The sequence below is a fragment of the Bacteroidota bacterium genome (genome assembly GCA_016713765.1).
GTDB lineage: Bacteria > Bacteroidota > Bacteroidia > AKYH767-A > 2013-40CM-41-45 > Pollutiaquabacter > Pollutiaquabacter aromativorans.
The window spans coordinates 393,242-419,085 of the sequence record JADJON010000003.1 but is presented as its reverse complement, the minus strand read 5'-3'; the positions used below and the strand labels follow the sequence as shown (position 1 = coordinate 419,085).

The 25,844-nt window shown below is 53.0% G+C and carries 25 protein-coding genes and 1 tRNA gene; 18 read left to right on the top strand and 8 right to left on the bottom strand.

All coding sequences use genetic code 11. The annotated features are described in order from the left end of the window. Window positions 1–12: 12 nt before the first annotated feature. From dnaJ to IPJ96_12580, 6 genes are all read left to right on the top strand, one after another. Window positions 13–1,170: a molecular chaperone DnaJ gene (dnaJ, locus tag IPJ96_12605; GenBank protein ID MBK7911169.1), complete on the top strand. Its 1,158-nt coding sequence runs from the start codon at window positions 13–15 to the stop codon at window positions 1,168–1,170. 117 nt (window positions 1,171–1,287) lie between these two features. Then, window positions 1,288–2,217, top strand: coding sequence for an ATP-binding cassette domain-containing protein (locus IPJ96_12600; GenBank protein MBK7911168.1), 930 nt, complete (start codon window positions 1,288–1,290; stop codon window positions 2,215–2,217). A gap of 36 nt (window positions 2,218–2,253) precedes the next feature. After that, on the top strand, window positions 2,254–3,585 hold the full coding sequence (locus IPJ96_12595; GenBank protein MBK7911167.1) for an ABC transporter permease: 1,332 nt from the start codon (window positions 2,254–2,256) through the stop codon (window positions 3,583–3,585). Between the two features lie 5 nt (window positions 3,586–3,590). Next, a complete protein-coding gene (locus tag IPJ96_12590) occupies window positions 3,591–4,517 on the top strand; it encodes an exopolyphosphatase (protein ID MBK7911166.1) in 927 nt (308 codons plus the stop codon). A 50-nt stretch (window positions 4,518–4,567) separates the two neighbouring features. Then, window positions 4,568–5,725 carry a sigma-54-dependent Fis family transcriptional regulator gene (locus IPJ96_12585; GenBank protein MBK7911165.1) on the top strand — a complete coding sequence of 386 codons (1,158 nt, stop codon included), beginning with the start codon at window positions 4,568–4,570 and terminating at the stop codon, window positions 5,723–5,725. 12 nt (window positions 5,726–5,737) lie between these two features. Further along, window positions 5,738–6,646 (top strand): hypothetical protein, encoded by a 909-nt coding sequence (locus IPJ96_12580; GenBank protein MBK7911164.1) that lies wholly within the window; start codon window positions 5,738–5,740, stop codon window positions 6,644–6,646. A 16-nt stretch (window positions 6,647–6,662) separates the two neighbouring features. Here IPJ96_12580 and alaS read toward each other — a convergent pair whose 3' ends face one another. Then, on the bottom strand, window positions 6,663–9,269 hold the full coding sequence (gene alaS, locus IPJ96_12575) for an alanine--tRNA ligase (protein MBK7911163.1): 2,607 nt from the start codon (window positions 9,267–9,269) through the stop codon (window positions 6,663–6,665). An 87-nt stretch (window positions 9,270–9,356) separates the two neighbouring features. On the opposite strand from alaS, the gene IPJ96_12570 reads away from it, so the two are divergent. The 3 genes from IPJ96_12570 (at window position 9,357) to IPJ96_12560 (ending at window position 13,132) form a co-directional block, all read left to right on the top strand. Beyond that, complete coding sequence (locus IPJ96_12570) at window positions 9,357–10,328, top strand: M23 family metallopeptidase (protein MBK7911162.1); 972 nt, start codon at window positions 9,357–9,359, stop codon at window positions 10,326–10,328. 108 nt (window positions 10,329–10,436) lie between these two features. After that, complete coding sequence (locus tag IPJ96_12565) at window positions 10,437–10,892, top strand: MerR family transcriptional regulator (protein MBK7911161.1); 456 nt, start codon at window positions 10,437–10,439, stop codon at window positions 10,890–10,892. 83 nt (window positions 10,893–10,975) lie between these two features. After that, window positions 10,976–13,132 (top strand): S46 family peptidase, encoded by a 2,157-nt coding sequence (locus IPJ96_12560; protein MBK7911160.1) that lies wholly within the window; start codon window positions 10,976–10,978, stop codon window positions 13,130–13,132. Window positions 13,133–13,138: 6 nt separating this feature from the next. Here the strand turns inward: IPJ96_12560 and rfaD are convergent, their stop codons facing one another. Genes rfaD through mqnB form a run of 3 tightly spaced genes read right to left on the bottom strand, consistent with a single transcriptional unit; the run spans window position 13,139 to window position 15,644 of the window. After that, window positions 13,139–14,104 (bottom strand): ADP-glyceromanno-heptose 6-epimerase, encoded by a 966-nt coding sequence (rfaD, locus tag IPJ96_12555; protein MBK7911159.1) that lies wholly within the window; start codon window positions 14,102–14,104, stop codon window positions 13,139–13,141. 23 nt (window positions 14,105–14,127) lie between these two features. Beyond that, a complete protein-coding gene (locus IPJ96_12550; GenBank protein ID MBK7911158.1) occupies window positions 14,128–14,991 on the bottom strand; it encodes a 1,4-dihydroxy-6-naphthoate synthase in 864 nt (287 codons plus the stop codon). A gap of 26 nt (window positions 14,992–15,017) precedes the next feature. Beyond that, window positions 15,018–15,644 (bottom strand): futalosine hydrolase, encoded by a 627-nt coding sequence (gene mqnB, locus IPJ96_12545; GenBank protein MBK7911157.1) that lies wholly within the window; start codon window positions 15,642–15,644, stop codon window positions 15,018–15,020. Between the two features lie 72 nt (window positions 15,645–15,716). On the opposite strand from mqnB, the gene IPJ96_12540 reads away from it, so the two are divergent. From IPJ96_12540 to IPJ96_12510, 7 genes are all read left to right on the top strand, one after another. After that, entirely contained in the window at window positions 15,717–16,127 is a 411-nt protein-coding gene (locus tag IPJ96_12540; protein MBK7911156.1) for a 6-carboxytetrahydropterin synthase, read from the top strand. A 29-nt stretch (window positions 16,128–16,156) separates the two neighbouring features. Further along, complete coding sequence (folE, locus tag IPJ96_12535; GenBank protein ID MBK7911155.1) at window positions 16,157–16,774, top strand: GTP cyclohydrolase I FolE; 618 nt, start codon at window positions 16,157–16,159, stop codon at window positions 16,772–16,774. A gap of 95 nt (window positions 16,775–16,869) precedes the next feature. Continuing rightward, entirely contained in the window at window positions 16,870–17,601 is a 732-nt protein-coding gene (locus IPJ96_12530; GenBank protein MBK7911154.1) for a Bax inhibitor-1/YccA family protein, read from the top strand. A gap of 127 nt (window positions 17,602–17,728) precedes the next feature. Then, complete coding sequence (gene fabD / locus IPJ96_12525; GenBank protein ID MBK7911153.1) at window positions 17,729–18,616, top strand: ACP S-malonyltransferase; 888 nt, start codon at window positions 17,729–17,731, stop codon at window positions 18,614–18,616. Window positions 18,617–18,642: 26 nt separating this feature from the next. Next, entirely contained in the window at window positions 18,643–20,178 is a 1,536-nt protein-coding gene (locus IPJ96_12520) for a GH3 auxin-responsive promoter family protein (GenBank protein ID MBK7911152.1), read from the top strand. Next, on the top strand, window positions 20,175–20,969 hold the full coding sequence (locus IPJ96_12515) for a hypothetical protein (protein MBK7911151.1): 795 nt from the start codon (window positions 20,175–20,177) through the stop codon (window positions 20,967–20,969). The genes IPJ96_12520 and IPJ96_12515 overlap by 4 nt, the downstream gene beginning before the upstream one ends. Before the next feature lie 40 nt (window positions 20,970–21,009). After that, entirely contained in the window at window positions 21,010–21,768 is a 759-nt protein-coding gene (locus IPJ96_12510; GenBank protein MBK7911150.1) for a deoxynucleoside kinase, read from the top strand. A gap of 137 nt (window positions 21,769–21,905) precedes the next feature. On the opposite strand, the gene IPJ96_12505 is transcribed toward IPJ96_12510, so the two are convergent. After that, complete coding sequence (locus tag IPJ96_12505; protein MBK7911149.1) at window positions 21,906–22,622, bottom strand: DUF4476 domain-containing protein; 717 nt, start codon at window positions 22,620–22,622, stop codon at window positions 21,906–21,908. Window positions 22,623–22,991: 369 nt separating this feature from the next. Here IPJ96_12505 and IPJ96_12500 point away from each other — a divergent pair, with 369 nt between their 5' ends. Beyond that, window positions 22,992–23,669, top strand: coding sequence for a TetR family transcriptional regulator (locus IPJ96_12500; protein MBK7911148.1), 678 nt, complete (start codon window positions 22,992–22,994; stop codon window positions 23,667–23,669). A 4-nt stretch (window positions 23,670–23,673) separates the two neighbouring features. On the opposite strand, the gene IPJ96_12495 is transcribed toward IPJ96_12500, so the two are convergent. Genes IPJ96_12495 through IPJ96_12485 form a run of 3 tightly spaced genes read right to left on the bottom strand, consistent with a single transcriptional unit; the run spans window position 23,674 to window position 25,533 of the window. After that, window positions 23,674–24,573, bottom strand: coding sequence for a flavin reductase family protein (locus tag IPJ96_12495; protein MBK7911147.1), 900 nt, complete (start codon window positions 24,571–24,573; stop codon window positions 23,674–23,676). 53 nt (window positions 24,574–24,626) lie between these two features. Beyond that, complete coding sequence (locus IPJ96_12490) at window positions 24,627–24,971, bottom strand: hypothetical protein (GenBank protein ID MBK7911146.1); 345 nt, start codon at window positions 24,969–24,971, stop codon at window positions 24,627–24,629. After that, on the bottom strand, window positions 24,958–25,533 hold the full coding sequence (locus IPJ96_12485; protein MBK7911145.1) for a sigma-70 family RNA polymerase sigma factor: 576 nt from the start codon (window positions 25,531–25,533) through the stop codon (window positions 24,958–24,960). The genes IPJ96_12490 and IPJ96_12485 overlap by 14 nt, the downstream gene beginning before the upstream one ends. Window positions 25,534–25,736: 203 nt before the next feature. Between IPJ96_12485 and IPJ96_12480 the strand changes: the two genes are divergently transcribed. Beyond that, window positions 25,737–25,818: transfer RNA gene (locus IPJ96_12480), tRNA-Leu, on the top strand. The last annotated feature ends 26 nt before the right edge of the window (window positions 25,819–25,844 follow it).

Genomic DNA, 25,844 nt, shown 5'->3' with positions numbered 1-25,844 from the left:
CGCGTTTAAGACATGGCCAAAAGAGATTACTACGAAGTTCTGGGAGTACAGAAGTCCTCGTCGGAAGCCGATATCAAAAAGGCTTACCGTCAGATGGCCATGAAATACCATCCCGACAGAAACCCCGGCGATAAAGAGGCGGAAGAAAAGTTCAAAGAGGCTGCCGAAGCTTACGAAGTCCTGAGTGATACGGATAAGCGAAAGCGCTACGACCAATTCGGCCATCAGGGAATGGGCGGAAACGGCGGGTTCGGTGGTGGTGGTGGAATGTCGATGGACGACATTTTCTCACACTTCGGAGATATTTTTAGTGAAGGAAGCCCGTTCGAAAGTTTCTTTGGAGGAGGTGGCGGCGGCGGTCGTGGGCGGCGTGTGAACCGCGGATCCAACCTGCGGATCAAAGTGAAATTGACGCTGGAGGAGATCGCGCATGGTGTTGAGAAAAAAGTTAAGGTGGCGAAGTATGTCGGCTGTGGCACCTGCCACGGCAGCGGCGCTGCCGAAGGCGCATCCTTCAACCGCTGTACGACCTGTAACGGCAGTGGTCAGGTACATCGTGTCACCAACACCTTCATCGGGCAGATGCGGACGACGACTACCTGTCCGTCTTGCAACGGTGAAGGTCAAACGATCGCCAATAAGTGTAAAACCTGTTCGGGTGCCGGTATCATGAAGGGGGAAGAAGTGATCTCCATCAATATTCCGCCCGGAGTGGGAGAAGGCATGCAGTTGAGCATGAGCGGGAAGGGCAATGCGGGAGAACGCGGAGGAATTCCCGGCGACCTGATCATCGTGATCGAAGAGGTGCCCCACCAGCATTTACAACGCGACGGCAGTAACTTGTTGTTCGATCTCTACGTCAATTTCGCCGACGCTTCCCTGGGTACCGCGGTCGAGATCCCGACACTGGAAGGAAAAGCCAAGGTGAAGATCGAGCCGGGCACCCAGGCCGGGAAAGTGCTGCGACTCAAAGGAAAAGGCCTGCCCTCGGTGAATGCGTATGGCCGCGGCGACCTCCTCGTGAACATCAATGTCTGGACGCCGCAACACTTGTCTTCTGAAGAAAAGAAGCTGCTGGAGAAACTTCGGGAGTCTCCGAACTTCCGCCCCAACCCGGGCAAGAACGATAAGAGTTTTTACGAGAAGATGCGGGAGTTTTTCCATTCCTGATCATGCTGAAAGAAAAGATGAAGGCCGCCGGACAAGCGGCCTTTTCTATTGTGAAAGTCCTCCGATCCTGCGTTCTTCGTATCCGGTTTCCAGAAGGTCAATAATCGCCGGATTCTTATGAATATTTTAACGATCGAGCACGTCAGCAAGTCCTATGCGGCCCACAAGGCGCTGGATAATGTCAGCCTCCAGGTACCGAAGCAAAGCATCTTCGGCCTGCTCGGCCCCAACGGTGCCGGTAAAACCTCACTCATCCGGATCATCACGCAGATCACCGCGCCCGACAGTGGACGAATCTTGTTCGAGGACAAGCCACTCTCGGAAGAACATATCGCGCGGATGGGATACCTGCCGGAGGAGCGGGGATTGTATAAGAAAATGGAAGTCGGAGAGCAGGCGCTCTATCTGGCCCGACTGAAAGGGCTGAGCCGGGCGGATGCCATGAAGCGACTGAAATACTGGTTCGAAAAGTTCGAGATACAGGCCTGGTGGAAAAAGAAAGTCGAGGAACTCTCGAAAGGGATGGCCCAGAAGGTGCAGTTCATCACCACCGTATTGCACGAGCCGAGCTTCCTCATCCTCGACGAGCCCTTTACCGGCTTCGATCCGATCAATGCCGAACTGGTCAAGAACGAGCTGCTGGAGCTGAAATCCAAAGGGACAACGATCATCCTTTCCACGCACCGTATGGAAAGCGTGGAGGAACTGTGTAGCCATATCGGACTGATCAATCGTTCTCAACTGGTCTTGCAGGGCCCTGTACGCGATATCCGCAAAGCGCATAAGAGCAACACCTATGAACTTTCGTTCCGGGGTAATCGCATTTCTTTCACGCACGCGCTTTGGACCGGTTTCGAGCTGCTCGATGTGAAGGAGGAGGACGACCATCAGGTTGCATTTGTCAAGATGCTGGATGGGCATACCCCGAACCAACTGCTGCAATTGTTGTTGCCGAATGTGGAGGTCCTCGGACTGCGCGAGATCATCCCGACCATGAGCGATATCTTCATCCAGAAGGTTGGAGCTTCCAACCAGGAAATTCATTGAACCGATTCAACGATTTAAACGAAAGCAAGTAGCGCCATGTCCAAAGTACTACTGGTCATCCAACGGGAATACCTGACCCGTGTCCGGAAAAAATCCTTCCTGGTCATGACAATCCTCGGTCCGCTCCTGATGGGTGGGCTCTTCGTCTCCATGTTCCTGCTTGACAAAGTCGATACGGAAAAGAAAACGATTGTCGTGGTCGACAACACCCACATTTTCAAGGGGAAGTTCAAAAGCAACGACCGGATCGAGTTCGTGTATTCCGATAGTCCGGTGGATAGCCTTCGCAGTGCCAGCAAGGCCTCCGGGTACTTCGGTATTCTGATGATTCCGGCGACGGAGAATCTTTCAAGTTTGGAGAAGGCCGTTACGTTCTATTCCGAATCTCAGCCCGGCATGGATGTGATCAGCAAGATCAAGTACACGCTGGAAAAAGAGATCAACAATTATAAATATGTGGAGGCCGGCATTGATCAGGCGAAGCTGGAAAAGATCAAGACGGACGTAGAGATCAATACCCGGGATATGGAGAACAAGGAAACCAGTACGCCGTTGACGGCCGGACTTGGTTTCGCGGGCGGTCTGCTGATCTACTTGTTCATTTTCATCTATGGCGCCATGGTGATGCGCGGCGTCCTGGAAGAAAAGACGAGCCGCATCGTAGAGGTTGTGATCTCTTCGGTCCGGCCTTTCCAGTTAATGATGGGCAAGATCATAGGAGTAGCCCTGGTGGGCTTGACGCAATTCCTCCTGTGGGTCGTGCTGACCATGATCGTATACGCCGGAATCACCAATGTCATGCTGGCCGGAAAGTCCGATCAGGAGAAGATCGAAACGATGATGAAAGTTCAGCCGGGCATGCAGCAGAATCCGCAAATGAACGAGGCCATGTCGGAGCAAACGCACGAAGCCGGGACGAAGTTGCGGGAGATGATGGGGTCGATCAATTTTCCACTGCTGATCGGCATGTTTATTTTCTATTTCTTGGGCGGTTACCTGTTGTACAGTGCGCTCTTTGCGGCCATTGGCGCTGCGGTGGACTCTGAAACAGACACCCAGCAGTTCATGTTTCCCGTCACCATCCCGTTGATATTGGCCTACGTCGCGGCCATCAACGTGCTCAACAACCCGCAAGGCAACATCGCTTTTTGGTTTTCGATTATTCCATTTACATCACCGATCGTCATGATGGTCCGGATTCCCTTTGGCGTTCCCTGGGAGCATGTGGCCCTGTCGATGGTACTGTTGATCGGCGGTTTTTTATTCACCACCTGGCTGGCCGGCAAGATCTACCGTACCGGTATCCTGATGTATGGTAAGAAAGTCTCCTATAAGGAGATGTGGAAGTGGCTCCGTTACCATAACTGATTCCGATGCGGGTTGCGGTACTTGACCTCGGCACCAACACGTTTCACTTGTTGGTGGTCGATTTGCAGCCCGATGGTTCCTGGAGCCGTATTTTCAAGACACGCCGTGTAGTCCGTTTGGGAGAAGGAGCAATCCATCGAAATGAGATTGCTCCCCAACCCTTTGCGCGTGGCTTGAAGACGTTGCAGGATTTTCGAAAGCGGATAGATACGCTGGCGGTTGATAAGGTCATTGCTTTCGCCACTTCGGCGATCCGCAGTGCCGGAAACGGGAAGGATTTCGTGCAGGCAGCGTGGAAGCATACTCGGATCCGCATCCGTATCATCAGCGGTGAGGAAGAAGCGGATTACATTGCCCAAGGTGTACGGGCCTGCGTGGATTGGGGAGATCGTGTTGCCCTTATAATGGATATTGGCGGGGGCTCGACGGAATTCATACTGGCCGATCAGCGTCGCGTTTTTTGGAAGTCAAGTTTTAATATCGGTGCAGCCCGGATGTTGGCACATTTCAATCCTTCCGACCCGATCCGTCGGTCCGAATTGGCCGCCCTGAAGAGCTACTTTCGGGAGTCACTGGATCCCCTGGCTGCCGCCATGAAGAAGCATCCACCCGAAGTGTTGATCGGCTCTTCCGGGTCGTTCGATACGTATGCGGCGATGCTGGGCCTTCGACATCGCGGTAGCGATTATTTGAAGGGCCGGAAAAGTCATACGTTCCGTTTGGATGAATACCGGTCGCTTCACCGTGACTTGCTCAAATCCTCTGCCAGGGAAAGGGAGCAGATGCCCGGCCTCATCCGCATGCGCCGCGACCTGATCGTGATGGCAAGTATTTGCACGGCCTCGGTCCTTGAATTATCAGGCGTCGGATCAATGATGGTTTCCCGGTACGCCCTGAAGGAAGGTATGCTGGCTTCGCTTGTCCGGAAATAGTCTCCCTTCGTGTTCCTTCGTATCTTCGGGCACGGAAATCAAACAAACTTATGCCGAAGATCCTGATCATCGACGACGAAAAGCCGATCCGGAACACGCTCCGGGAAATTCTGCAATACGAGAAATTCGAAGTGGACGAGGCCGGTGATGGCGCTGAGGGAATCAAGAAAGCCGAAGAAGGCGGATACGATCTGGTCTTGTGCGACATTAAAATGCCAAAGATGGACGGGCTTGAAGTGCTTGCCCGTCTGTTGGAATACAACCCCGACCTTCCGGTAGTGATGATCTCGGGCCACGGGACCATCGAAACGGCCGTCGATGCAATCCGGAAAGGCGCTTACGATTACATTGCGAAACCACCGGATCTCAACAGGCTCCTCGTCACGGTTCGAAATGCGTTGGACCGAAATAGCCTGGTCCAGGAAACCAAGACGCTCAAACGAAAAGTGTTCAAGACCCGCGAGATGGTGGGGAATTCTCCGTCTATAGCGCAGATAAGGGAAATGATCGACCGGGTGGGACCAACCGAGGCCCGTGTCCTCATTACCGGCAGTAATGGTACCGGTAAGGAACTCGTTGCGCGCTGGATCCATGAGAAAAGTAACCGTGCAGGTGGTCCGTTGGTGGAAGTCAATTGTGCAGCCATCCCGTCCGAGTTGATCGAAAGTGAATTGTTCGGCCATGAGAAGGGAGCTTTCACATCCGCCATCAAGCAGCGGATCGGTAAGTTCGAACAGGCCTCCGGCGGCACCTTGTTTCTCGACGAGATCGGCGATATGAGCCTTTCAGCCCAGGCCAAAGTCCTGCGTGCCTTGCAGGAAAACAAGATCACGCGGGTAGGCGGAGAGAAGGAGATCAGCGTAAGTCCGCGCGTCGTCGCGGCAACCAACAAGGACCTGAAATCGGAGATCGCCAAAGGCAATTTCCGGGAAGACCTTTACCATCGTCTGAGCGTCATCCTGATCCATGTGCCTTCCCTAAACGAACGCCGGGATGATATACCGATGCTGGCAGAGCATTTCATGAATGAGATCTGCGACGATTACGGAATGGCCCGTAAATCGTTTTCCCCGGAGGCCCTCAAGGAACTTCAAAAACTCGACTGGACCGGTAATATTCGAGAGCTGCGCAATATCGTTGAGCGCCTTGTGATCCTTTGTGATAAAAAGATAACCGATAAGGATGTGAAACAGTTCGCTTCCCGTTGATGCTACTACGCTATGGCCCAATCGATCAAGACCGTCCGCCGTTTTAATCAGCTCTATCGCAATTTCAGTTTTTCCGAACTGATGGCGAAAGCCGACGAAGAATTCCTCGAAAGCGTAACCGAGATGGACGCCAAGGGGAACATCGTGGAAGAGTCCAAGTTCGACTCGTCCGGTGAACTGGAAGAACGGAACACCTACCGCTTCGGTCCTCATGGAAAGCTCGAGGAGCATGTTTTGTTCTATGCGGTTGACGATGTGACAGAGCGGCGCGTGCTTCAGCGTGATGAGAAGGGATTGCTGTTGGAGGAGGTGCGTTATTATGGCGACGATACTGGCGAACGATTGGTGTATACTTATGGCGACAAGGACCTGCTGGTATCGTTAAAGCGGTACGATGAAGAAGGCGATTTCGACTATGAAGAATCGTTTTCTTACGATGCCAATGACAGCCTGACGATGCGGGAGCGCAAGCGTGGAGGTGGGGTCGTGGTCAGCCGGATGCGTTTCAGTCCGGAAGGAGAGGGCACAAAGTTGGAAGAGGAGGAATTTGACGAGGCAGGTAAGCCCGTATCCACGACCGTATCGGTTTACAACAAGGATGGAAAAGAGGTAAGTTCCGTGCAACGAAATGTGCAGGGGAAACTGATTTCATCCGTCAGCTCGGTCTACGATGAGCACGGGAACATCCTCGAACGCAAGCACCAGGATTTCTACAGCAAGATCACCCGCTTCACTTATGATGAGCAGCACAGGCTCCTGACCCAGGAGTTGTTTGATGGATCGGGACTGCTCCTGCGTAAGAACGTTTACGAGTACGACAACGACGGCAGGCTATTGACGGAGCAGAACTACGAGATCGACACATCCCGTGGCGGCCGTGACAAGCACTACGGCAGCCGGTACGAATACGAGTACTATTAATGGATTCGGAAGCTGGTCAGGAGATCAGTCCGGTCAGTTTCTCCAACGCTTTCACGATTCCTTCCGGTTGCTTGCCGCCGGCTGTAGCGTAGAAGGCCTGGCCACCGCCACCACCTTGAATCTCCTTGGCAAGTTCACGGATCAAGGCGGAAGCATTCAGTTTCTTTTCACTGACCACCTTGTCCGATAGAATCAGCGACAGATGCGCCTTACCGTCGATCTCGGCTCCGGCAAGGAACACAAGGTCGTCGAACTGATTGCGCAACTCGAACGAGATGTCCTTGATCGCATCTGCGCTGGGCAGGTCGATGCGTTCTGCAATAACGCGGAGTCCATTCACGGTCCGGGCACGTTCGCTGATGGATTTTTTCACTTGCTGGGCTTTCTCTCCGATGAGCGCCTTAACCTGTTCCTGCAAACGCGCGTTTTCCTCCAGTAATTGGTTCACTTTTTCGACGGCATCCTTCGGATGTTTCAGCGCCTCCCGTACAGCGTGCAGTTGCCGGAGTTGCTCTTCCATGTATTGTTCCGCCGCACCAGCCGTAATGGCTTCGACCCGACGAACGCCGGCTGCGACAGCTCCTTCCGAAATGATTTTAAAAAGTCCGATTTGACCCGTTGCACTGACGTGTGTACCGCCGCACAACTCGCGGGAGAATGCGGGGTCAAATGTGATCACACGGACGAATTCACCATACTTTTCGCCGAACAAGGCCATCGCGCCCATGTTCATCGCCTCCTGTACCGGAACGTTGCGCCGCTCATCGAGGGCGATGTTCTCCCGGATCTTTTCATTGACCCGGTGTTCGATGCGTTGTAATTCTTCATCGGTCACTTTGGCGAAGTGCGAAAAGTCGAAGCGTGTAACGGCTTCGTTGACCAGCGATCCTTTTTGGTTGACGTGGGTGCCCAGCACTTCTTTCAGCGCGGCATGCAACAGGTGTGTTGCACTGTGATTGTTCGTGATCAGCTTCCGGCGGCTGTCATCGATCGTTGCGGTGAACGTCGATGCCGGGTCCTTGGGCAAGCGGTCGCAGAAGTGAACGATCAGGTTGTTTTCCTTCTGCGTATCCAGAATACGAATGGTATCGCCCTCAGCGGTCAGCGTACCGGTGTCACCCACCTGGCCGCCACTTTCCGCATAGAACGGAGTCCGGTTCAGGACCAGTTGATATTGTTCCTTGTTTTTTGCCTTGACTTTCCGGTACCGGAGAATCTCGCAGGAGCATTGATTCGCGTCATAGCCCACGAATTCCACCGACTCTTCTTCCTGCCGTACAACTACCCAGTCGTCGGTATCCACCGCTGCAGCCGCACGTGAACGCTCTTTCTGTTCATCCAGGCAACGCTGGAATTCGGTCATGTCAACGTCCATTCCCTTTTCCCGCGCCATCAGCTGCGTCAGGTCGATCGGGAATCCGAAGGTGTCGTACAGTTCGAAGGCGAACGTGCCGCTCACGGACTTGCCTTTGTATTCCTCGAACTTGCGGATACCGGTGTCCAGTGTGCGCAGGAACGCGGTCTCTTCTTCCTGGATGACGCGCTGAACAAAGTCTTGTTGGGCCTTCAATTCCGGGAATACATCCTTGAACTGCTCACCCAGGATCGGAACCAGTTTGTTAAGAAAGGGTTCTTTGAAATTCAGGAAAGTGAAGCCGTATCGGACCGCGCGTCGCAGAATGCGTCGGATGACATACCCTGCTTTGTTATTGGAGGGCAATTGTCCGTCTGCAATGGCGAAGGAAATCGCACGGATGTGGTCGGACATCACCCGCATGGCGATATCAGTCTTCTCGGCAGCGCCATAGTGGATCCCACAGCGTGCGGCGATGAACTGGATCGTGGGCTGGAAGACATCCGTATCGTAGTTCGACGTCTTACCCTGCAGCGCCATGCAAAGGCGTTCGAATCCCATACCGGTATCGACGTGGCGTGCCGGGAGGGGTTCCAGACTTCCATCCGCTTTGCGGTTGAATTCCATGAACACGTTGTTCCAGATCTCGATCACCTGCGGGTGGCTGGTATTTACTACGTCCTTGCCTGGAACTTTCTTTCGCTCTTCGTCGGATCGCAGGTCGATGTGGATCTCCGAACAGGGTCCGCATGGGCCGGTATCGCCCATTTCCCAGAAATTATCCTTCTTGTTGCCCCGGAGGATACGGTCTTCAGCAATCACCGCTTTCCAGTGATCATAGCTCTCCTGGTCGAACGCGAGTTTGTCTTTCGCGTCACCTTCGAAGACGGTAACATACAGGCGATCCACCGGAAGTTTATAGATGCCGGTCAACAACTCCCAGGACCAGGCGATCGCTTCCTTCTTGAAATAATCACCGAACGACCAGTTCCCGAGCATCTCGAACATGGTGTGGTGATACGTGTCGATGCCAACCTCTTCGAGATCGTTGTGTTTCCCGGAGACGCGCAGACATTTTTGAGTATTGGCGATGCGCTTGTATTTGGCGGGAGCATTCCCCAGGAAGATATCCTTGAACTGGTTCATGCCCGCATTGGTGAACATCAGGGTAGGGTCATTCTTGACCACCATAGGAGCGGAGGGGACGATCTGATGTCCCCGTTCCCGGAAAAACTCCAGGAATGCCTTGCGTATTTCGTTGGAAGTCAGCATGTAGCTTGGGTTGGGAGAGAGCCGCTCAGGGCGTATCTTTGCAACGGAAGGCGAAGATAAGCAGCTTTTCAGGGATTCGAGCCGATGGCCAAGATCAAATACCATTTCAACACCTCCACGCTCAAGTACGAGCGGGTCATCGTCAGTTGGAAGAAGCGACTCCTCCGCGTCTTCGGCTGGCTGGCCACGGCCGTGGTGTTTGGGGCGCTCATCATGCTGGTTGCCTATAACGTCTTTGATTCACCAAAAGAAAAACGCCTGAAACGTCAGTTGGAAGAATCTACCTTACAATTGGAACTGCTCAAACAACGAGCCGACCAGGTGGAGGCTGTCTTGGGCGATCTTCAGGAACGCGACAACACGATCTACCGGGTGATCTTCGAAGCGGAACCGATCCCACAGTCGGTGCGGGAGGCTGGCTTTGGAGGAGCGGAACGCTACCGTAATCTGCGGTCCGATTACAACGGAGAGTTGCTGGTGGATGTGACCAAACGGATCGACAAACTGTCGAAACAATTATATGTGCAGTCCAAATCCTTCGACGAGGTTTGGGACCTTGTGAAGAACAAGAACAACATGCTCGCCAGCATCCCGGCGATACAGCCTGTAGCGAACAAGGATCTCACCCGCGTAGCTTCGGGCTATGGAATGCGGATCCATCCGATCTACAAAACCGAGAAGATGCATACCGGCATGGATTTCACCTCACCTGTTGGGACCGAGATACACGCGACAGGCAACGGTGTGGTGAACAAGGTGGAATACGACGGACGCGGCTACGGGAACAATGTGATCATCAGCCACGGTTTCGGTTACCAGACCTTGTACGGTCACATGAGCAAGATCCTCGTTCGGCCCGGGCAAAAGGTCAGTCGCGGCGACTTGATCGGCTATGTGGGCAACACCGGAACTTCTACCGGGCCACACTTGCATTATGAGGTACTGAAGGGCGGTAAACCGGTCAATCCGGTCAACTATTACTACAACGATTTGACACCTGAAGAGTATCAGACGATGCTGGAAATTTCTTCGAAAGCTGGACAATCTTTCGACTAATGGCCTAATGGCCAGGGTTTTTCACCTTCCCCCGGTTCATAACCGATTCCCCGGAACCTTGTAAATTCCCCGCACCGTCTTATATTCGTAAAAAAAGAACCCTGAACAATGCCGTACAAAGAGAAAGAAATCGAGAAGCTGTACTACACCATCGGTGAGGTGGCGCAACTGTTTCAGGTCAATACTTCCCACATCCGGTTTTGGTCAAAGGAATTCGACGTCATTAAACCCGCGACGAATAAAAAAGGCAATCGCCTTTACACGCAGGCGGACATCGATAACTTCCGGAAGATCTATCATCTCGTAAAGGAGAAGGGCTACACCCTCAAAGGGGCAAAAACAGAGTTGAAAGAACAGCGGCACCGTGAGCGTTCGAATGAGCCCGATCAGGAAGCCCCGGCCTTACTCGATCAACCCGTCGATCAGGCTTCTGCTATGCCGTTTGCCGGCAGCCTCTTCTCCGGCGACTATGTCGATAAGATGGCGATCCGCGACTCTCTGCATAAAATGCGTTCGACCCTCCTCGAGCTCGACCGTGAGTTGGATGCAGTTCTGACAGCCTGAAGAATCCGATCTTACGAAAAGCGACCGCCCTTAGCGGTCGTTTTTTATTTACTCCAGCCGGAGTAATTTTATCACCATCCGCCATGAAGCTGCTTACACAACGCCATTCCTTCCTGCTGATTCTGTTACTGGTCAACATCCTTTCCGCCAGGGCGGGAGAAGGCATGTGGATGGTGCAATCGGCATCCTCTACGATTGGAAATCAGCTCAGGAAAGCCGGTATGATTCTTTCGCCGGATTCCATATATCAGGAGCATGCATCCAGTCTCAAGGATGCCGTCGTACAATTTGGAAGCAATTGCACCGGCGAGGTAGTCTCATCTCAAGGACTGGTGCTGACCAATCACCACTGCGGCTATAGCCAGATACAAGCCCTGAGTACACTGGAACGGAACTACCTCGACAGCGGATTCTGGGCACGCTCCCTTGAAGCCGAATTACCTTGTCCCGGATTAACCGTAACCTTCATTCGGGAAGTAAGAAATGTGACGATGCAAGTCCTGGAGGCGATCGGTGATACCATGTCTGAAGAGGACCGGGAAAAAGCAGTTCGCGCCGTTTCTGATATCCTGATCGAAGGGGTGAATGCCGAAACGGGCCTGACATCCTATGTGCGCTCGGCTTATCAGGGCAATGCGTATTTTCTATACGTAACGGAAGTGTTTCGTGACATACGGCTCGTTGGTACGCCACCGGAGTCCATCGGGAATTTCGGTAGTGAGACCGACAATTGGGTATGGCCGCGGCATACCGGTGATTTCGCTGTCTTTCGCATCTACGCCGGTAAGGATAATCAGCCCGCTCCTTTTGCTGCCGATAATGTTCCCTATCGACCGAAGCGATGGTTTACGATCCAGACAAACGGTGTGCAGGAAGGTGATTTTACGATGGTGGTGGGCTTTCCTGGTAAGACCAATGCCTATCTGCCGTACAGCGCACTCCGGACCGTTTATGACCAAACGAATCCGAACAGGATTGCCTTGCGGCAGGCCCGCCTGTCAGCATGGGATGCCGCCATGAGTGCGAACGATACCGTTCGTCTTCAGTACGCAGCCAAGAACCGGACGCTGGCGAACGCCTATAAGAAGTGGAAAGGAGAACTCATCGGCATGCGGAGGAACGAAACGCTTTCCCGGGTACAACGGGAGGAGCGGGACTTCCGTCAATGGCTGGCAGGAAACAAGCACCTTCCAGCATCCTACCGGCAGTGCCTCGATGAACTGAACCTGGCCTACGGTGAACTGCGGCCGCTCAGTCATGCGGCCGATTATTATACGGAAGGCTTGTTCGGGATCGAGTTGATGAACACCAGCCTTTCGTTTCAACCATTGCTGAAGGCGGTAGAAGCCGACTCATCGAAGGATGCGCAACAGCGTTTGGCGAATAAGCTGGTAAAAAATCTGGAAGCCTTTTTCAGGAACTATCATGCACCGCTGGATAATTTGGTCGCAAGGCGGTTGTTGGCCACTACTTTTCAGGCCTTGCCGGATCACTTGCGCGCACCTGCTTTCGGAGAGGGCGGCTGGATCAATGAACGGGGCGTAGATTCGCTTTACCAACATTCGATAATAACCCATCCGGATTCGCTCTTCACCTTATTGAAGAATTGGACACCGGCATTCGGGGCACTGTTGTCGACCGATCCTGCAATCTCCTTCGCCCGATCGGTAAGCTCCTTTCAGGCAGACAAGATCGATCGTCCCACCTCGCTGATCCAGCGGCGAATCAACCAATGGCAACGGACCTACATGGCGGCCCTCATGACGCGTGCCGGATCACAACCCATCTTTCCCGATGCGAACAGTACGCTGCGCATCACCTTCGGAAGCGTGCAGGCCATTCAACCGCGGGATGGTATTTCCTATCATTGGCAAACCCATTTGCAGGGAGTACTGGAAAAGGCGGCAACCGGAGAAGAAGATTACCGCATCCCGCAGCGTCTCCGGTCCATTGCAAGGGGTGAAGAGCAACTACCCGTCGCATTCCTGGCCAGCAATCACACGACGGGAGGAAATTCGGGTTCGCCCGTACTCAATGCACGGGGCGAATTGGTTGGGATCAATTTCGACCGGGTGTGGGAAGGCGTGATGAGCGATTACGATTTTGCACCCGACTTCAGCCGAAACATCTCGTGTGATATTCGCTACGTCCTATTTGTGATCAGCAAATATGGAGAGGCGGAACGATTCATCCGGGAAATGGATATCCGGACCGGAAACCCTCCGGCAAAGAAGCGCTAAGGAATTTTACCAGGTCTTGTCGGCTAACAGGTACTGCCGCACATAGTCTTCGACGCCCGCTTCCAGCGAATAGAAAGGCTGATCGTACCCGATCGATTGCAGCTTTCTCATATCGGCTTCCGTGTAATATTGGTACTTGTCACGGATATCGGCAGGCGTGTCGATGAATTCGATGTGCTCCGGTTTTCCCATGGCCTTGAAGGTGCTCTTCGCCAGATCCAGAAAAGTGCGCGCTTTGCCCGAACCAAGATTGTATAAGCCCGGGTGCTTGCGGTGCTGCATGAGGAACATGCAGACGTTGGTCACATCCTTCACATAGACGAAATCGCGTAACTGCTCACCGTCTTTAAAGTCGGGGCGATGCGAGCGAAAGAGTTTCATGCCCCCAGTGGAGTTGATCTGCCGGAAGGCATGGAGAATGACCGAAGCCATGCGTCCTTTGTGGTATTCGTTCGGACCGTAGACGTTGAAGAACTTCAGCCCGGCCCAGAAGTACGGTGCGCGCTCCTGTGTCAAGGCCCATTGATCGAACTCGTTCTTGGAATCGCCGTACGGGTTCAGCGGGTGTAGTTTGGATACGATCGCATGATCGTCCGAGTAACCCAACTCACCCGCTCCATATGTTGCTGCGGAGGAGGCGTAAACGAGCGGGAGGCCGAATTCAACGCAATTATTCCAGACTTCCTGAGAATAACGAACGTTCAGCTCATCAAAGATCTCTTTTCTGAATTCGGTGGTATCCGTACGCGCGCCGATGTGAAAGACGAACTGGACGAAACGATGTTCCTTCCGCAGCCAGTCGTGGAATTCCGATCGTTCAACTTTCTGGCTGAAGATCTTTCCTTCGAGATTCCTGATTTTGTCGAGGCGGGAGAAATCATCGACCAGAATCAAGTCGTTATACCCGGCTTCGTTGAGTCGGGCAACAAGACAACTGCCGATGAATCCGGCGGCACCGGTGATGACGATCATAGGTCGGACGTGGAGGTCAAAGTTCAGGAATTATCCGTTAACGATGGTTGCAGCTCGGAGATGAACAACTGATCATTGGCGTTGACGGAAAGAATGCCGGTGGCAGCCGCTTTTAGCAGCAGGTAGCGAATGGCTTCACGACCGGTTATCCCCAGGTTTTCACAGTATGGGTTGACATATAAGTCGATGTGCTGCTGCCGAACTGCCGGATCCATTTCCTGGGCATGGCAGGCGACGTAGTCGGCGGCGGCTGTAGGGTGCGCGAATGCGTAGCGAACACTTTCGGCCATCAGGCGATTCAGGTCGTGCAGCACAGTTGCGGGCAGGTTGCGCTTTGCGACAATACCACCCAGCGGGATCGGTTTACCGGTTTCCTGTTCCCAGGCCTCTCCAAGATCACGGATCTTTTCCAGCCCTCTTTGTTCGTACGTAAAGCGATTCTCGTGAATGATGACACCGGCATGCACCGCTCGGTTCAGAACAGCGTCTTCGATCGCGGAGAAAACCATGGGCTGCTTTCTGGTAAGATGCGGGTAATACAAGCTGAACAGAAAATTGGCCGTGGTGTTTTCTCCGGGGATGGCAACGATCGTTTCATCGCCAGGCTGCAGCCTCGTGCCCGGCCGGGTGATGAGAAGCGGGCCTACGCCGTTTCCAAGCGCACTTCCGGCATCCAGCAGAATATAACGATCGATCACCTTGCCGAAAGCGAAGAAGGATAGCTTTGTCAGGTCTCGCTTTTCGGAAAACGCGTTTTGGTTCAGGGTCTCGACATCTTCCAGATGAACATCGAACCGGTAGGGGCCGGTATCAATCCGTCCATTCACCAGGGCATCGAACATAAAGGTGTCGTTCGGGCAGGGGGAGTAAGCCAGATCGATTTGCAAGGTGCCGTCAGGAAGTTTTCGCATGTTCAGAGTTTCCCGATAAAGTAATGTGCTGCACGCGACAAGGATGTCAGCGCTTCGGCGATTTTCCAGTTTGCCCTGTTTCGGCGTTCCACATAATTGGAGATGCCGCGGAGCTGAAGTGAAGCGACCTTTTCCCGTTCGCAGACGTAATAGAACGCGGCGCCTTCCATCGTCTCGATGTCGGCTTGTTCCCGGTTCCGGAATTCCTGAATGGTGGTCTCCTTCCCATGCACCGTATTAACGGTGGCGCCAACCGCTCCGGGGATTCCGGCTGGAGGGGAAATTCGGTCAAGCCCATAGGGTAACACGTTCACAGGGTCGGTAAATCCCATCTCACGAAGGCCAAGAAAGGTCTCGCCATCCTCCGCGCCCAGATCAGAAAATCGATCTTCTTTGACCCATACGCTTGCGCCTGGCTCCAGGTCGCGTCGAAAGCTCCCGGCCAACCCAATGTTGAGCGCAAGGTCGACGGGAAGCGTCAGCAAATACCGGGTGAGGGCATAGGCCGTTGCAGTCATGCCGATGCCGGTAACCAGATACTGAACATCGTGATCGACGGGATGTTCCGTCAACAATTGTTGCAAAGGAGCGGCTTCCGCCTGGGTCGCCGAAACGACCAAAATTCGCATGGTACAAAGGTACGAACGGGCAGGATTCCGGGCGCTGAGGCCCACCCGATGATTTCCTACCTTTGTCCCGTCATGATCTATATTACCCGAAAAGAGACCTTTTGCGCCGCCCATAAGTTATCACGGCCCGATTGGTCGCTGGAAAAGAACCTGGAAATATTTGGAAAATGCTCCAACCCGAACTGGCACGGACATAACTATACCTTGTGGATCACTGTTAAGGGTGAAGTGAACCCGGAAACAGGTTTCGTAGCCAATTTGGCAGAAGTCAGCAACATAATCCGGGTTAATGTCCTGGATAAAGTGGACCATCGAAACCTCGATCTGGATGTGGATTTCATGAAAGGGAAGTTAAGCTCTACCGAAGTGCTTGCGATGGAGATCTGGAAACAATTGCAGCAACCGATCAATGCGCTCGGCTGTTCGTTGCACTGTGTTAAATTACAGGAGACCGAAAAGAACTCGGTTGAGTATTTCGGATAATTGACCCGCCCATGCCGATCGATTCCCATATGCACGAGGAAAATGAAATGGATGGCTACGCCAAGATCGACCAGTACAACCCGGTCCTGGTCAAGCAGATCGCATCCGACTATGAAGACATCATCCGTCGGATAGGCGAGCAGCCGGAACGCGACGGTCTGGCCAAGACCCCTGAGCGCGCAGCGAAGGCCATGCAGTTCCTGACCCATGGTTATGACCTGGATCCGGCCGGGATCCTCCGTTCAGCGCTTTTCAAAGACGAATACCAGCAAATGGTGATCGTGAAGGATATTGAGTTGTATTCGCTCTGCGAGCATCATCTGCTACCGTTCTTTGGAAAGGCGCACATCGCGTACATACCGAATGGCCATATCGTGGGGTTGAGTAAGATCCCGCGGGTCGTCGATGCATTCGCTCGTCGCCTGCAAGTGCAGGAGCGCCTGACGACCCAGATACGGGATTGTATTCAGGAAACCCTGAATCCGCTGGGCGTTGCGGTCGTCATCGAGGCTCGTCACCTGTGCATGCTCATGCGGGGAATTCAAAAGCAGAATTCCGTTGCCACCACTTCCGCTTTTACCGGCGCATTCGAGAACGAAAAAACACGCTCCGAGTTCATCCGACTGATCGCTGCCAATCTTTCATGAATGGGAACTTTGGCGTGAGATTTGATGAAAATGCGCGCTGAACAATTAAAAAATCCATAACAACCTTAACCTGCCATAAACCGTATCTTCAACGAATGGAAAATAAATGGAATTCTCCCTTTGGCCAGTCGGCCGCTCCTGCATCGCAGGCGGTCTCTCGTAGTTTCATTTCCGGAGTTTTCTCCTGGATGGGAATTGCACTGGCTATCTCCGCTATCACCGCTTATGTATTCGGCACGGACGCGTCGTACATGAGCTATCTCATCAACACCGAACGCGGAGGTCTTTCGGTCCTTGGCTATATCGTGATGTTCGCTCCGATCGGACTCGTCCTACTCATGGGTTTCGGTATCAACCGCCTGTCCGTACCTGCCCTGACCGGGGTGTTCCTGGTGTATTCGGTGCTGATGGGCATGAGTCTGAGTTTCATCTTCCTGGCATACACGCAATCGGTCATCTATCAGGTCTTTTTCATCAGTGCCGCCATGTTTGGTGTAATGGCCCTCCTGGGTTATACCACGAAAACAGATCTGACCAAACTCGGATCGCTCCTGTTCATGGCCCTGATCGGTATCGTGATCGCTTCCCTGGTGAACATGTTCCTGCGCAGCCCGGGTTTCAGCTACGTGATCAGTTTCATTGCGGTGATCGTATTCACCGGTCTGACTGCCTATGACGTTCAAAAGTTGAAGCAGATCGGTACCCAGACGGAAGCCGGTACGGAAGCAACAGCCAAACTGAGCATCATGGGAGCGTTGACACTCTACCTGGACTTCATCAACCTCTTCCTCGCCTTGCTCCGCATCTTCGGCGGTCGCCGCGACTGATTTCATTTGAAATTATTAAAGAGGCCGGTTATCCGGCCTCTTTTTTTGTCCGCTTTTCGGGAGTGGTTTGGGGTGCATTTGTTAAATTTGAATCCAGACGAATCAACGATCACTAGCGTTCCTCCTTATGAAAAAAGCTTATCTCTTTCCTGGACAAGGTTCTCAATTCGTAGGCATGGGCAAGGAGCTCTACGAACAACATGCGCTCGCAAAGCGTCTGTTCGACGAAGCCAACGAAATTCTGGGTTTCAGGATTACCGATATCATGTTCTCCGGTACCGATGAAGACTTGAAACAAACCAAGGTCACTCAGCCGGCCATCTTCCTGCATTCGGTCGTTCATGCGCTTTGCATGGGCGATGAATTCCAGCCGGATATGGTAGCCGGTCATTCATTGGGCGAATTTTCGGCACTGGTGGCAAACAAAGTACTTTCCTTTCAGGACGGCCTTCGACTCGTCAAGACCCGTGCTTTCGCGATGCAGAAGGCGTGTGAACTCCGACCCTCCACCATGGCGGCCATTCTGAACCTTGAGGACGCGGTCGTAGAACAGATCTGCGCGGATATATCGGCCGGCGGCCAGATTGTCGTGGCAGCCAACTACAACTGTCCCGGACAACTCGTGATCTCCGGAACGATCGAAGGAGTCAACGAAGCCTGCGAAAAGCTGAAAGCGGCCGGAGCCAAGCGAGCACTGGTGTTGCCGGTAGGAGGAGCATTCCATTCACCCTTGATGGAGCCGGCCAGAGCCGAGCTGGCGGAAGGTATCCGCACGACAACGTTCAGTGAACCGATCTGTCCGATTTACCAAAACGTGACGGCACAGGCTGTTACCGATACGAACGCGATCCGGGAAAACCTCATCGCGCAATTGACCGCCCCGGTCCGCTGGACACAAACCATCCAGGCCATGATCGCGGATGGCGCAACTTCTTTCGTGGAAGTCGGCCCCGGGAAAGTGCTGCAAGGTTTGGTCAAGAAGATCAATAAAGACATGGAAGCCGTTTCCGCCTGACGTTCGGAATATTAAATACCGGAACGATGCCGCTTATCAATTCCTTTATCAGCTGGTGGATGAAGAAACGCATGCACCAGATCGACCTGTTCCTCAAGTATCCGATCGAGGTGCAGCAGGAATGGTTTCGGCGGCTGGTCGACAGTGCAAAGCATACCGAATGGGGTCAGCGTTTTGATTACCGAAGTATCCGGACTCTTGAAGATTTCAAATCCCGGGTGCCGGTTCAGAACTACGACAGTTTACAGCCTTACATTCAACGCCTGATGGCAGGGGAGCAGAATATCCTATGGCCCTCGGAAGTGAAATGGTTCGCCAAATCTTCCGGAACTACAGCCGGAAAGAGCAAGTTCATTCCCGTCAGCCAGGAAGCCCTGGATGAGTGTCATTACAAAGGAGGGAAAGACCTACTGAGTATCTATTGTTCGAACTATCCTGACACGCTGATTTTTACCGGCAAAGGACTTACCCTGGGAGGCAGCCATCGGGCTGCGAAAGATGGAAGCGAAGCGTTTGCGGGCGATATCTCCGCGATCCTGATGCAGAACATGCCGTTCTGGGCGCAGATGATCCGTACGCCGGATCTTTCCATAGCCCTGATGGACGAATGGGAAGAGAAGATCGAGCGGATGGCTCGCGCCACGATTCAGGAGAACGTAACGTCCATCAGCGGTGTCCCCACCTGGACAGCTGTGCTGGCCAATCGTGTTTTGGAAATTACCGGAAAGCGGAACTTGCTGGAAGTCTGGCCTAACCTAGAGCTCTTCATTCACGGAGCGGTAAGCTTTACTCCCTACCGGGAACAGTTCCGATCACTTTGTCCGGCAGACAGCTTTCACTACCTCGAGACCTACAATGCTTCGGAGGGCTTTTTCGGTATTCAGGACCTCCGCAATTCGGAGGAGTTGCTGTTGATGCTTGATTACGGAGTGTTCTATGAGTTCATGCCGATGGAAGAGTACGGAAAGGAATTTCCGGAAACCGTCGGACTCGAGGGCGTGGAGATCGGCAGGAACTATGCGCTGGTCATTTCAACAAACGCGGGATTGTGGCGTTATGTCATCGGAGACACGGTACGTTTTACATCCCTGGATCCCTTCCGGATCCGCATTACCGGAAGGACACGATTATTCATCAATGCGTTCGGAGAAGAGGTGATCATTGAGAACACGGATATGGCCGTCCGCATCGCGTGCGAGAAGGCGAACTGCCTTGTGCGGGAATACACCGTAGCGCCGGTCTATTTTAACCAGCGGGAGAACGGCGCCCATGAATGGCTCATCGAGTTCGAGCGGTCTCCGGATCACCTGGACTATTTCAAGGAACTTCTCGACAATGCGCTCAAATCCCTGAACTCCGACTACGAAGCGAAGCGCTACCGGGATATGGCTTTGCGCTTTCCGGTCATCCGGGAGGTTCCGCAGGGGACTTTTCACGAGTGGTTGCGGATGAAAGGCAAGCTTGGCGGCCAACACAAGGTGCCACGGTTGAGTAACGAGCGCCAGCATGTAGAGGAGATTCTTCAATTGTTGCGCGAACGGGAGCGTCCGATCCAGGCATGAAGCGACTTTTAGTTATCCTGTTCCTGTTCACGGCTTGTGCATTCCGGCCAGCGGATGATTTTCACTTGCTGCATCAATTGCCGGTGAGCGGAAATGCGACCGTGACCACCGACCCCTTGGGAAATTGTTACCTGACAGTAGGCAACCAGGTGTTGAAGTTCGATCCGAAAGGCAAGCCGCTGAGTAATTTCGCTCAAGTTGATCGGGGCGAACTGCGAGGCGTTGACGCGCTGAATCCCCTGAAGGTCCTGCTGTTCTATCCTGATTTCGCCCAGATCATCCTGCTGAATACACAATTGTCGGTTCAGTCGACCATTAATTTGCGTAACCTGGACATCCAGCAGCCCTGGCTGGCCTGCTCCTCATTGAACGATGGCTATTGGGTCTTTGATTTGCAGGATGCCCAATTGAAGAAGATCGGTCTGGATCTGCAACTCCAGTTTCAAAGCGGCAATCTGAACCAGTTGTTACGTAAGCGCCTTGTTCCGATGGCCTTGCTGGAATCGCAGGAGAGCGTTTTCCTGGCTGACCCTGAAGCGGGAATTCTCGTATTCGACCGGTTTGGTAATTACGATAAGACACTTCCGGTTCCGGGTGTGCGGAAGTTTCAGGTGATCGGTGAAGAAGTACTTTACTTGCGGAACGATTCCGTCTTCGCGGTGAACCGCAAGACGTTGGAAGAACATCCCGTTGTACTTCCTTCACACGAAGGCGCTGTCCGGGATTTCCGGTTCGAGCAACAGGAACTTTATTTATTAACAACCGACGCGCTTAGCATCTATTCATTTTAATTTGCCCTCTACACACACACTGTAACCGGATTTTCCTCGCATGTCATCAAAGCCTATAACACTCCGGAAGTCCGCTTCCAAAAATCAAGCGAAAGTGACCTCCACCAAAACCTCTGGTTCACGCGCAACTGCTACCGAAAAAAACACCGAAAAATACGCGCCTACCAAGAAGCAACTTGCGCCGCTTCATCTGGCGATCGCCGGCAACATCGGAGCAGGTAAAACCACGTTGACCAATCTTCTGGCGAAAACCATGAAGTGGGAACCTCATTTCGAGGACGTGGACGATAATCCTTACCTCAACGACTTTTATGAAGATATGCAGCGTTGGTCGTTCAACCTGCAGATTTACTTCCTCAATGCCCGTTTCGAGCAGGTGATGAAGATCCGTCAGAGCGGCAAGACCGTCATTCAGGACCGCACCATCTACGAAGACGCCAATATCTTCGCGCCGAACCTGCATTCGATGGGCCTGATGACCACCCGCGATTTCAACAATTACCAATCGCTCTTCAGCCTGATGACGAAGTTCATCAGTCCTCCCGACCTGCTCATCTACCTCCGTGCCAGCGTGCCGACCCTGGTCAACCAGATCGGCAAGCGGGGACGTGATTACGAGAACTCGATCCGGATCGATTACCTCAAGCGCCTGAATGAACGCTACGAAGCATGGATCTCCACCTATGAGCAGGGTAAGTTGCTCATCATCGATGTCGACGACCTGAATTTCGCCGACAATCCTGAAGACATGGGCAAGATCGTTAACAAGATCAACGCCGAGATCAACGGCCTCTTCTGATCAACCACTCAACTCAATAGGAAAAGCCGGCCCGAAAGCTGGCTTTTTCATTTAATGTACGGGTACAATAAAAAACCGGGTGCTTACGGGCACCCGGTTTACACACACACCACTCAATAACGAACCATGGGACTGGTTCAACTATACGTTTCCATGAATCGGCTCAATTCCCGTACGCTGCTGTCGAAGTCGAAGAGCGCGAAAGTCTGATAGTAGTTGTTGCGGTCGATCGTTCGGGAGTACCCGAACTTGGCCACTTCCAGTCGATTGGATTCGAAGTCGAACAATTGCATCAGGCTCATGACCTGCCGTGTGCTCAGATTCCTTTGCGACAGTAATTGACGGGTCATGCTGAGGCGGGTGCTTTCGAAATCGCGGCTGGCGATGGCTGCTCGCATATCCTGGAATTCAAAGTCGCTCATGGCTACCGGGCCGGTGCATACCGGTACAACCGGAGCGCAGGGAGCGGGATTGTGCACGGGCAGGTGGGGAGCAGGGTAGGCCGGTACGGGGATCATGCTGACCGACGACAGGATCGCGAGGTTGTTATAACGTTCGATGCGCGCTGTCATTTCCGTCATCGCGGGCACGTACACCTGACCTATGAAACTGGTAACAGGGTAATGACCATGATGGCCGTTTCCTGACCATGTCGTTGCTTCGAGCATATAGTAGCCCGGCTGTAATCCGGTTACCGTATAGTTGCGCTCTCCGGATCCGAACGGCACGCCGTCGACGCGAAGCGCGAAACGTTTGTTGTTGTACTGGTGCAGGTGGATGACCGATCCTCCGTACTGCGCGGCTGCACTCAGCGCAAAGGTGAGGATCAACAGAGTGAAGAGGGTCTTTTTCATGGGAATTCCTCCCGGGTTTTAATGTACCCGGGCTATTTCCAAATCCGTGCCAAGCCGGCCGGGAAAGGATGAATCCTTTATGAAGAGGGCGGAAGATGAGCGGAAACCGACCGTTTGGTCAGAAAAAAGGCGTGGTGCGCTACCGGAATAGTTTCCCTAACCCATTAACACGCATCACCAAAACCCGAAATGCGCATTGACGTACCCGGTAGCGCACCACACCTGCGGGGGTGTCCATTTGTTCAACCGAATGGATATCCTGCAAACTTACTGAATAATAGTAATACTACTATTCATTAAAGGGTTATTAATTTATTGGTGGTGGTAGTCGAATTCTCTAGTTTTGATCGAATTTCCCACCACCACCACATGGAAGTCCAGTTTCAGATCAAGCACAACGAGAAGTTGTATCTCCGCGATCCGGAGTTGTCGGTCATCGGCAGAAAAATGGTCCGGCAAAGTATCGGCATGATCAACAAAATGGGTTTCGAACAGTTCACGTTCAAGAAACTCGCCGAAGCGATCGACACTACGGAAGCCAGCGTCTATCGCTATTTTGAGAACAAGCACAAGTTGCTCCTGTACCTGTTGGCGTGGTACTGGAGTTGGCTCGAGTACCAGGTGGTGTTTCATACCAACAACCTGAGCGAGCCTGAAAAGAAATTACGGAAGATCATCGATCTTCTTACGCGTCGACCGGAACTCATGTCCGATGCAAGTGAGATCGACTTCAACGCCTTGTTTCAAATCGTCATTTCAGAAGGCAGTAAATCGTATCTGACCAAGGACGTCGATCAACTGAACAAGCACAAGTTGTTCAAACCGTACAAGGATTTGTGTGCACGAATTTCCGACGCGATCCTGGAATATAATTCCCGGTATCGTTACCCGCACTCTATGGCGACCACCTTACTGGAGATGTCCCATTTCCAGTATTTTTTCATGCTGCACCTACCGTCGTTGACTGATTTCGGTGACGCGAAAACGCCGGAAGGAATACGGAACTTTCTGGAGTCGCTCTTGTTTTCTGCGATCGCCAAAAAGTGACTGCTCAGCGTACCTGAAGCGAAACCAACAAGGTCAACCAGGCTTCTTCCAGGGCTTTCTGCTGTAGCAGGGCCTTTGCCAACGCGTGTAGTTTCTCTTCCAGCATTTCCGGATGGTGACCGAATTTCGATTCGAGTTCTTTCATGAAGTCACGCTGGCGGTAGGTGCGCACCGCTTCTTCCAGAGGCAGCGCTTCGATATTGCCGAGTTGTCCCAGGTCGTTTCCACTCAGCACTTTGCTGTTGCGAATGGGTTCGGGAATCTGATCGTAGCCGATGCCCAGCTTCACATTCGGTTTAGGAACCTCGAACAGCGCGGCTCCCGACGCGCGGCAGTACCAGTCGCCGCCCATACGGGCAACCAGGTCGATCTTGAACGGGTCGATCTTGTCGTCGGCCATCACGGATTCATCGATGTGCATGCGAAGGATTTCGCAAACGATCAGGTTCGCGGCACCGCCTTCCGTTCCGGTTTCGATGACCTGAAGGACCTTGCATTCCATTTGCACCGGTGATTCCTTTACCCGCGGAGGACGGATCAGTTCGGACGCCACCGGCGTGAACCCGGCCTTGACGAATTCATCGACACCTTTTGGATATTCCGTGGAAGCGAGCGACATCTGCTGGACCATGGCATAGTTGACCACGTTGATCACCACTTCCATGGTTTCATAAACATTCTCGAGTGTATGCTTGATGCTGTTGTCGCGCACGCGTCGGGCAGGGGAGAAGACGATAACCGGCGGCTTACTGCCAAAAGCGTTAAAAAAAGAGAAGGGAGAAAGGTTCACCTTTCCGTCTTTATCGACCGTGCTCGCGAACGCGATGGGACGCGGAGCGATGGCGCCCAGCATATAACTGTGGAATACACTGGTCTTGACGGAACCGGGATCAATGGTACGCATGCAGCTGAATTATTCACCGCAAAGGTAACGCCCTTCGGGCATTCGGCGAAGCATCAGTGAAGGCGAGTCGTCATGTAGAATCCGAGCAAGACGATGATCGCCAGGACGACCATGGTGATCAGGAGAATCGGCAGGTAGTGTTCCGGAAAGAGGCGCCTCGGATTGCGCAATCGCTCGGCGACCCTGCGGTGTAGGTCGCGCCGGATGCGGTCCAATTGTTCCGGCGTATCGAGCCTGCCGATGCCTTCCACCGCTTCGTTGCAGAACTGACACGATTGCAGGTGACGATCGGCTGCAGCACGCTCTTCGGAACTCATGCGTCCGGAGCGATAGCGCTGCAAGCGGTCACCGGTCAGGTGTTCGCCGGGCTTAATTTTGTGCAGGTCAATCCTCGTCATGGCCAGTACCTCCCAGACGGATCCTGAGATTTCGTTTACCGTTTTGAATATAGCTTTTTACCTGCTTCAGCGAAAAGCCCGTTTGATCGCTGATCTGCTGGTAGCTTAACTCCTGTATGAAGAACATTTCAATGCACCTGCGTTGATGCACTTGTAGCATGCCCATGGCGCGCTCCAATTCTTCGATTCTGAGTTCGGTGTAGAGTTGCTCTTCCTTGTTAATCTCGTCCGCCACCAGGTTTTTCAAGGCCCACTCATCGTGGACCTCCTTGCGTTTTGCCAGTAACCGAACGCAGTAGTTCCTGCTAACCCGGTAGGCCCAGGAACCGAAGTTCCGGACTTCGTACTTCAATAAGTCATGTTGGAACCGTTCAAACAAGTGGACGACGGCATCTTTGCTTTCATCCTCATCCCGCAGGTATTGCATGCAAACGCCGAACAGAAGAGACGAATAGCGATCGAACAGCAAACCAATACGGGCCGGGTCACGATCCTGTCGATAGGCCAGGATGAGCTCCTCGTCGGTGGCTGGGTCTTGGTTTCTGGATTTGAGGAATCGCACAGATCGTTGTCGCTTTAGCGGGCTCGCTGTTTTGCGGATGCTTTCCTTTCCAGCTAACGAGCCCAGGAAGCACGACATTTCACAAACTCCGTACAATTCTGCCGCAAGCCCGGCTATCTCTTCGAGTTCAGCAATTTAGAAGGAATCCCATTAGGCGGAAAGCGGGGAAAAACCTACCTTTGCGCTCCCAAATTCCGGGAAAAGCGGTCGTGGCGTAATTGGTAGCCGCGCCAGACTTAGGATCTGGTGGAGCAATCCGTGGGGGTTCGAGTCCCTTCGACCGCACATAATTCTTACCGGAATCTTCTCAA